Below are 8,388 nucleotides of genomic sequence, written 5' to 3'. Positions count from 1 at the left end.
GCTGGAGACCTTGCCCGGCGCCAGCGTCGCCGTGCTTGCCGACGGCCTGGCGGCAAAGGGCGACGAGGCCGCCTTCAACACGCTGTTGTCGAAGAATGCCGCCCGCGTCGTTTGGGCAACCGCCGACAGGCTGTCGCTGACCGGCCTGACCGCCGCCGATAACCAGGTCGACGGCTTTGCGCTGACCGCCATTCGCGCGCCGGGTGACCCTGCCCCGGCGCAGGTCACCGCCGGCGCCTTCGACGACAAGGGCCGCCGCATCGCCGATGCGACGCTGACCTTTTCGCCTGGCGAAACCACCGCCACCGGCACCATGGCGGTGCCCTTCGAGCTGCGCAACGACTTCGCTTCGATCGCGCTTGACGGCGAGCGCCAGGCCGGCGCGGTCCGCGTCCTCGACGAAAGCTCCAAGCGCCGCCGCGTCGGGCTGTTGTCGCAGGCCGAGGCCGACCAGGCGCAGCCGCTTTTGTCGCCGCTCTACTACATCAGGCGCGCGCTGCAGCCCTTCGCCGATCTCGTCGAACCCTCCAGCGCCGACCTCGCCGACGCCATCCCGCAGATCCTCGATCAGAAGCCGGCGATGATCATCATGGCCGACATCGGCACCATTCCCGCACAGGTCCGGCAGAGGCTGGTCGACTGGGTCGACAATGGTGGCACGCTGGTGCGTTTCGCCGGCTCCCGGCTGGCCGCCGCCGGCAATGACGACGACCTGCTGCCGGTCCGCCTGCGCACCGGCGAGCGTTCGCTCGGCGGCGCGCTGTCATGGACGTCGCCACAGCCGGTCACCGAATTCCCCAAGGCCGGCCCGTTTGCCGATCTCGCTCCGCCGACCGAAGTCACCGTCACCAGGCAGGTCTTGGCCGAGCCGACGCCCGACATCGTCGAGCGCACCTGGGCGGCCCTTGCCGACGGCACGCCGCTGGTCACCGGACTGAAAAAAGGCAAGGGCACGCTGGTGCTGTTCCATATCACCCCCGAGGCGACATGGTCGAACTTGCCGATCTCGGGCAGCTTCGTCGAGATGCTGCGCCGCATCGTGCAGCTGTCACGCAACCAGGGCGCGGCGATCGCCAATGCCGAAGCCGCCGCCGCGTCGCTGGCGCCCTACCGCATGATATCAGCCGACGGCACGCTGGTGCCGCCGACGCCTGACGCGCGGCCGCTGGTGCCGGGCTCCGGTGCCCTGCCCGTGACATTTGAGAACCCGCCCGGCCTCTACGGTTCCGAGACCGGCGTGTTTGCCCACAATCTGCTTGAAGCCGACAGCACGCTGGCCCCGCTGGCACGCCCGCAAATCACTGTTCCCGTCACATCGATCCAGTATGCCTTTGACGAATCGCGCAATTTGAAGGGCGCGCTGGTTGCGGCTGCCCTGGTGCTGATGCTGCTCGATACGCTGGCGGTGTTCTGGATGGGCGGCCTGTTTTCGCGCCGGCCGCGCCGTGCCCGGGCCGTGGCAACCACCGTCGCGGTCCTGATTGCGCTGGGTAGCTTGTTCGGCCATGCCGATCTGGCCCGCGCCGACGATGCCAAGCCGGGCGACGAAGTGGCCATAGAGGCGATTTCGAAGACCCGTATCGCCTATGTGCTGACCGGCGTGCCTGGCGACGATTCGATCAGCCGCGCCGGGCTCGAGGGCCTGACCCGCTTCCTGATCGAGAAGACGGCACTCGAACCGGGCGCGCCGGCCGGCGTCGACATCTCCAAGGACGAGCTGTCATTCTATCCGCTGATCTACTGGCCGATCGATCCGGCCGCGCCGATGCCGAGCCAGGCCGCGATCGCACGCATCGACGCCTACATGCAGCAGGGCGGCACGGTGCTGTTCGACACCCGCGACCAGTTCGCCAATGGCATCGGCGCCGATTCGACCAGCCCGGCGACCGAGCGGCTGCGTGACATCCTCGGCAACCTCAATGTGCCGCCGCTGGAGCCGGTGCCGTCCGACCACGTGCTGACCAAATCCTTCTTCATCCTGCCCGAATTCCCCGGCCGCTTCGCCGGCAGCCCGCTGTGGGTCGAGGCGTCGCTCGACGCCAGCAATGCCGAGAACCGGCCGGTACGCACCGGCGACGGCGTTTCGCCGATCATGATCACCGCCAATGATTTCGCCGGCGCCTGGGCGGTCGACGAGAATGGCGACCCGCTGCTGCCGACCGTGCCGGCGGACCCGATGCAGCGCATCTACGCACTGCGCGCCGGCGTCAACATCATGATGTACATGCTGACCGGCAACTACAAATCCGACCAGGTGCACGTGCCCATACTGCTCGAACGGCTGGGGCAGTAAGATGAGTTTGTTTGGTGCGCTCCGGTCACGGATAAACCCTCCCCACAAAGGGGAGGGTAAGAGATGAACTGGTCGATTTCCTTCGAACCGCTGATCTCCTGGCCCTTGCTGGCCTTGGCGCTGGTGCCGTTGGCGCTGCTGGCACTGGTCGGCCTGTGGTTTCGCCAGCGCGGCTCGGTCTTCCGCTTCATCGCCCTTTTGGCGCTCGCCGCCGCCTTGTTCAACCCGGTGTTCCTCAACGAGGAGCGGGAGCCGCTGAAAAGCGTCGTCGCGCTGATTGTCGACCGCAGCCAGAGCCAGGATATCGGCGATCGCACCAAGCAGACCGACGAGGCGCTGGCCGGGCTGCAGCAGCGTCTTGGCCGCTTCAAGCAGTTCGACGTGCGCGTCGTCGAGGCCGGCAAATCCGAGGCCGCCGAGGAGCGCACCGAGACACGGCTGTTCGGCGCGCTCGAAGGCGCTTTCCGCGACGTGCCGCCGTCACGCATCGGCGGCGCCATCATGGTCACCGATGGCGAGGTGCATGACGCGCCGCGGGGCGCGCCCGATTTCAACGCTCCGCTGCATGCCTTGATCACCGGCAACGACCACGAGAAGGATCGCCGCATCCGCTTCGAGAACGCGCCGCGCTTCGGCCTTGTCGGCAAGCCGCTCGACATGACCTACCGCGTCATCTCGACCGAAAACGAGACTGGCCCGGTCGATGTGCGCGTTTCGGTCAATGGCGAGCAGGTGGCGGTCGAGCACGCCACCGTCGGCCAGGCTATGCCGCTGCAGGTGACCATTCCGGGCGCCGGCCGCAACATCGTCGAACTCGCCATCGATCGCGAGCCGGGCGAATTGACCGACACCAACAACCGCGCCATCGCGCTGATCGACGGTATCCGCGAGAACCTGCGTGTGTTGCTCGTCTCCGGCGAACCGCATGCCGGCGAGCGCACCTGGCGCAATCTGTTGAAATCCGACGCCTCGGTCGATCTCGTCCATTTCACTATCCTGCGGCCGCCGGAAAAGCAGGACGGCACGCCGATCAACGAATTGTCGCTGATCGCCTTCCCGACCCGCGAGCTGTTCGTCGAGAAGATCAAGGATTTCGACCTCATCATCTTCGACCGCTACCAGCACCGTGACGTGCTGCCGATCCTCTATTACGACTACATCTCCGAATATGTCGAAAAGGGCGGCGCGCTGCTGATTGCGGCCGGCCCCGAATATGCCGGCGAAAGCTCGATCGCACGCACACCGCTGATGGCGGCCCTGCCGGCGATGCCGACCGGCGAGGTTGTCGACAAAGCCTTCTATCCGCGCCTCACCGATCTTGGCCAGCGCCACCCGGTGACGCGCGGGCTGGATGGTTCGGCCAGCGAGCCGCCGCACTGGAGCCGCTGGTTCCGCACCATCGGCGTGCAGAATCCCGAAGGCGAAGTGGTGATGAAGGGCGCCGACAACCGGCCCCTGCTCCTGCTCGACCGCAAGGGCGAAGGCCGCGTCGGCATGCTTCTGTCGGACCAGGGCTGGCTGTGGGCGCGCGGCTTCGAGGGCGGCGGCCCGCATGTCCAGCTCTACCGGCGCATTGCGCACTGGCTGATGAAGGAGCCCGAGCTCGAGGAGGAGCGGCTGACCGCCGACGGCCGCGGCATGGTGCTGGAAATCCGCCGCCAGACGATGGCCGACGATCCCGGCCCCGCGCAGATCATCACCCCATCCGGCAAGACACTGACCGTTAAGCTCGAGAAATCCGAACCGGGCGTCTTCCTCGGCAGCGTCGAGACCAGCGAGATCGGCCTCTACCAGGTCGCCAATGGCGACCTGACGGCGCTCGCCCATGTCGGCCCGGTCAACGCACCGGAATTCGCCGATGTCATTTCCACCGAAAACCGGCTGAAGGCGCCAGCGGAAGCCACCGGCGGCAGCGTGCGCCGGCTGGCGCCATCCACGGCCCTTGGCAGCGACGTGACGCTGCCTTCCATCGTGCCCGTGCGCTCGGCTGGTGCTGCGTCCGGCAGCGACTGGATCGGCCTGCGCACGACGGACGACAGCGTGCTCAAGGCCGTCTCGCGCGTGCCGCTGTTCGGCGGCTTCCTCGGTCTCGGCCTGCTGCTTCTGGCAATGGGTTCGATGTGGTACCGCGAGGGACGGTAGGCTACTCCTCCGGCTCGGTCGTGAACATCAGCGGATAGCCCTTGGCCTTGCCGGCATCGGTGGCGCGCGTCGCCTTGGTCTCGGCGACATCCTTGGTGAAGACGGCGACGACGCAGACGCCGCGCCGGTGCGCGGTGATCATCACCCGGTGCGCCTGGTCTTCGCTGAGCTTGAACTCGCCCTTCAGCACCGTCACCACGAATTCGCGCGGTGTGAAATCGTCATTGATGAGGATGACCTTGTAGAGCTTCGGCCGTTCGACCTGCGGCTTGACCTGGACGCGCGGTTTTGTGGTGATTTCAGGCATCGGAACCGACAATTTTGCGTAAGCGACCTTGCCGCCATTCTGGCACCAGCGACAGCAGTCGTCCATTTTGATAGACGCACAAAGCCGATGTCCAGCAGGCGCGGCCATTCACCATCATGTGGGAAAGTGTCGGTTGCCGTTCAACGGCCCTCTCGGCCAAAGATGCGGCGATTTGCGCCCGCATCGGCCCGGCGTTCCAGCCATGCCGCGATCGGCCACGCGGCAACGCAGACCAGCGTCGCTCCGGTCAGCGCGATCAGCAGCCAGGTCTGTGCCGGCGTGATGTAGTCCCAATTGGTGGAAATCGCAGGCGCAAACAGCGAAGGTTCGGTGCGCCCGCTGGCCGGATCGGGCACCGGGCTGGCTGTGAACAGGATCAGCACCCTGGCAACGCCGGTGGCCACCAGGCCGCCGAGCACCATCGAACGCAAAATGGACGAAAGCCGCTTCTTCATGCGGATTGCCCTACACGGCCGGCGTTGCAAACGGGTTAAGCACAATCGAGTTGCGTGGCTGGAAGCCGCCGGTGTTCAGCTCATCGACCATGCACTTGGCAGAAGGCCGCCCCAGCCGATTTACGGCTGGAACGGCCTTGCTAGAACTGACCTCGAAGCTGATCAGGGCTTCTTCGGAGCAGCCTTCGGGGCCGCCTTCGCGGGCGCCTTCTTGACCGGGCACTTGTGCTTCTTGGTCACCTTGCAGACGGTCTTCTTGGCGACCTTCTTCGGAGCAGCCTTGGCCGGAGCGGTGGTCGTCGCGGCAGCAGCCGGGGCGGTGGTCGTCGTGGCAGCAGCCGGGGCAGCGGTCGTGGTGGCGGCTGCGTTGCCGAGAACCGGCATCGAGAAGGCGAGAGCAACGGAGAGGCCGAGAGCGGACAGGAGGGACTTTTTCATGGCTTCATTTCCTTTTTATGCGGGTCGAATTTCTGATGTCACTGAACCGGGTCGTTCGGTGTCACTCCAAGCAGCTTCAAAGCGTTGGCGAGCATCCGGATGCCCTGTGCCTGTTTCTTGGCGGCGCAGTACCGGTTGCCCTTTCTCTGAAGTGCCTTTGCCGCGGTGACCTGCGTTGCCGTGGCGTGGGTTTCGAGGGCTTCATCAAATTGGTGGCTGAGATTGGCGCACCGTTCGCTCCGGGTTGTGGGCGTCACCTTTGCGTCTGATTGTCCGACAGCGGCAGTGACCAGGCCAAGGCCCAGCAACGCACCCAACAAACTGATCGACAACCTTGGCATCGGTTTATCCGTAAACCCGGAGACTAGCGTCGCAGCCGATGACCTGACCGCCACGAGACCAGTTATGCCTTTGAAATTTTTCAGGAGTTTTTCTGAACTGTAGAATTTTGTTTCTGGATTGTGTCTGAGAAAGCCGGTGTGGACCCATCATCACCACTGGCCAACATATGGCCTGAATTCTATCGTGTGGGTTGCGACAGAACGGCTTGGCACTCAACAATGACAGGGCTGCTGTGAAATCCGACGCACACATACTGATTGTCGACGACGACAAGGGCATCCGCGACCTGCTGCAGGAATTCTTCCAGAAGCGGGGCCTGCACACCTCGGTTGCCGCCGACGGCATCGAGATGGAGACCATCCTGCGCCGCACGCAGGTGGATCTCATCGTCCTCGACGTGATGCTGCCCGGCAAGAGCGGGCTGGAGCTGTGCCGCGACCTGCGCGCCCAGTATTCGACGCCGATCATCATGCTGACCGCCGTCACCGAGACGACCGACCGCGTCGTCGGTCTGGAGATGGGCGCCGACGATTATGTGCCCAAACCCTTCGACCCGCGCGAGCTTTTGGCGCGCATCCGCGCCGTGCTGCGGCGCAATGGCGCCGCCGAGCCCAAGCGCGCCACCACCAAGCAGATCTACCGCTTCGCCGGCTGGACGATGGACTGTTCGCGCCGCCGGCTGATCGCACCCGACGATGTCAGGGTCGAGCTAACCATGGCCGAATTCAACCTGCTGCAGACCTTCGTCAAGAGCGCGCAGCGTGTGCTGACCCGCGACCAGCTCATCGAACTCTCCGGCGGCGACAGCGACTACTCCTTCGACCGCAGCATCGACATCCTGGTCAGCCGGTTGCGGCGCAAGATGGAAGACGACCCGAAAACGCCCAAGCTGATCCTGACCGTGCGTAGCGGCGGCTATCAGTTCTTGCCCGAGACGACCTCCGAATGAGACGTTTCCTGCCGCAGACCCTGCCTGTCTGGGTGCTGCTGATCGTCATCGCCGGCCTGTTGATCAGCCAGGTCGCGACCCTTTACATTGTGTCGCGCGACCGTGCCGCCGCCAACGACGTCGTCGACCTCTATCGCCTCAACGACCGTGCCTTCTCGCTGGTGCAGCTGATGCATGACGCCAGTCCGGACCAACGCAAGGCGACGGCGACCGGCCTGTTCAACTCGACTTACGCGCTCACCGTCTCGGACACGCCGGCGGTCACCTCGTCGATCGCAAGCGACGACCAACTGGCCGAGCTCGAAGACATTCTCGTTGGCCGGCTGTCGAAGTTCGGCATCACAGATGCACGCGTGCGGCGCGATCCGGCGACGCGCGAGGCCGACGACGCCAACGGCACGGCGCCGGGACCCGATATCGGCCAGGTAGAGCGCGACCTTCTGGTGCTGGCAGCCGACTTCGCCCAAAGCGATAAATTGACGGCGTCGCTACGCTTCGCCGACGGCCAATGGCTGAACTTCACCGAGCCAATCACGCCGGTCGGTCCGATCCTGAGCTTCGACAGCCTGCCGCTCTACTCGCTGATCGCCGGCCTGGTGGTGATCATGTCGATCTGGTCGCTGCGCCGGCTTACGGCGCCCTACCGGATGATGGAAACCGCCGTGAACCGGATCGGCAAGGACCTGAAGAGCCCGCCAATCGCTGAAGGCGGCAGCCGCGAGGTCCGTGCCGCCGCCAAGGCGATCAACGCCATGCAGACCCGGTTGCGCGAATATGTCGAGGACCGCGAGCATCTGGCGGCGGCACTGGCGCATGACCTGCGCACGCCGATGACCAGGATGCGCCTGCGCCTGGAACTGTTGCGCAAGTCGGCGGTTCGCGAGGCGCTGGCGCACGACCTCGCCGATGTCGAAAGCATCGCCAGCTCGGTGATCGACTTCGCCACCTTCGAGGTGACGGAGGAGAAGAACGAACGCATCGACTTCTGGTCGCTCGTGGAATCAATCGCCGACAGCTATGACGACGTCTCGTTCGACGACGATACCCGTTCGCGCGGCCTCATCTGCATGGCGCGGCCGGTCGCGCTCAAGCGCTGCGTCACCAATCTGGTGCAGAACGCGGTCACTTACGGCAAGAAGGCGCATCTCAGCCTGCGCCGGTCGGAAAACATGATCCTGCTCACCATCCGCGACGAAGGGCCTGGGATACCCCAAGCCCAGATCGACGCCGTGTTCGGCTCTTTCGTGCGCCTCGAACAATCGCGTAACCGCCAGACCGGTGGTCTTGGGCTCGGCCTGACCATCGCCCGCAACATCGCGCGCGCCGCCGGCGGCGAGATCAGCCTGTCCAACAACCCGGGCGGTGGCCTGCTGACGCAACTGCGCCTGCCGCTGGCGGCTTAAGACTGCTACAAACGACAGGGCAGTTTCGTTGGCCGATTCTTCGTCGGTCTGCTCTCAAC

At 65.2% G+C, this 8,388-nt stretch carries 8 protein-coding genes; 4 read left to right on the top strand and 4 right to left on the bottom strand.

The window, feature by feature from the left end:
- On the top strand, window positions 1–2,293 hold a 2,293-nt coding region (locus EN993_RS08265), incomplete at its 5' end, for a DUF4159 domain-containing protein (protein ID WP_127262902.1).
- A 63-nt stretch (window positions 2,294–2,356) separates the two neighbouring features.
- On the top strand, window positions 2,357–4,435 hold the full coding sequence (locus EN993_RS08260) for a hypothetical protein (protein ID WP_127262901.1): 2,079 nt from the start codon (window positions 2,357–2,359) through the stop codon (window positions 4,433–4,435).
- 1 nt (window position 4,436) lies between these two features.
- On the opposite strand, the gene clpS is transcribed toward EN993_RS08260, so the two are convergent.
- From clpS to EN993_RS08240, 4 genes are all read right to left on the bottom strand, one after another.
- Complete coding sequence (gene clpS / locus EN993_RS08255; RefSeq protein ID WP_027039419.1) at window positions 4,437–4,742, bottom strand: ATP-dependent Clp protease adapter ClpS; 306 nt, start codon at window positions 4,740–4,742, stop codon at window positions 4,437–4,439.
- A gap of 140 nt (window positions 4,743–4,882) precedes the next feature.
- Window positions 4,883–5,197 (bottom strand): hypothetical protein, encoded by a 315-nt coding sequence (locus EN993_RS08250; protein ID WP_126070189.1) that lies wholly within the window; start codon window positions 5,195–5,197, stop codon window positions 4,883–4,885.
- 162 nt (window positions 5,198–5,359) lie between these two features.
- A complete protein-coding gene (locus EN993_RS08245; protein WP_109659700.1) occupies window positions 5,360–5,635 on the bottom strand; it encodes a hypothetical protein in 276 nt (91 codons plus the stop codon).
- A 38-nt stretch (window positions 5,636–5,673) separates the two neighbouring features.
- Window positions 5,674–5,976 (bottom strand): hypothetical protein, encoded by a 303-nt coding sequence (locus EN993_RS08240; RefSeq protein WP_109659698.1) that lies wholly within the window; start codon window positions 5,974–5,976, stop codon window positions 5,674–5,676.
- A 233-nt stretch (window positions 5,977–6,209) separates the two neighbouring features.
- On the opposite strand from EN993_RS08240, the gene EN993_RS08235 reads away from it, so the two are divergent.
- On the top strand, window positions 6,210–6,926 hold the full coding sequence (locus EN993_RS08235; RefSeq protein WP_109661267.1) for a response regulator transcription factor: 717 nt from the start codon (window positions 6,210–6,212) through the stop codon (window positions 6,924–6,926).
- Window positions 6,923–8,329 carry an ATP-binding protein gene (locus EN993_RS08230; protein WP_126070190.1) on the top strand — a complete coding sequence of 469 codons (1,407 nt, stop codon included), beginning with the start codon at window positions 6,923–6,925 and terminating at the stop codon, window positions 8,327–8,329. Before EN993_RS08235 ends, EN993_RS08230 begins: the two co-directional genes overlap by 4 nt.
- Window positions 8,330–8,388 lie beyond the last annotated feature (59 nt).

This window comes from Mesorhizobium sp. M7D.F.Ca.US.004.01.2.1 (genome assembly GCF_003997785.1).
Taxonomy (GTDB): Bacteria; Pseudomonadota; Alphaproteobacteria; order Rhizobiales; family Rhizobiaceae; genus Mesorhizobium; species Mesorhizobium loti.
This window is presented reverse-complemented; position numbering and strand designations above follow the sequence as displayed.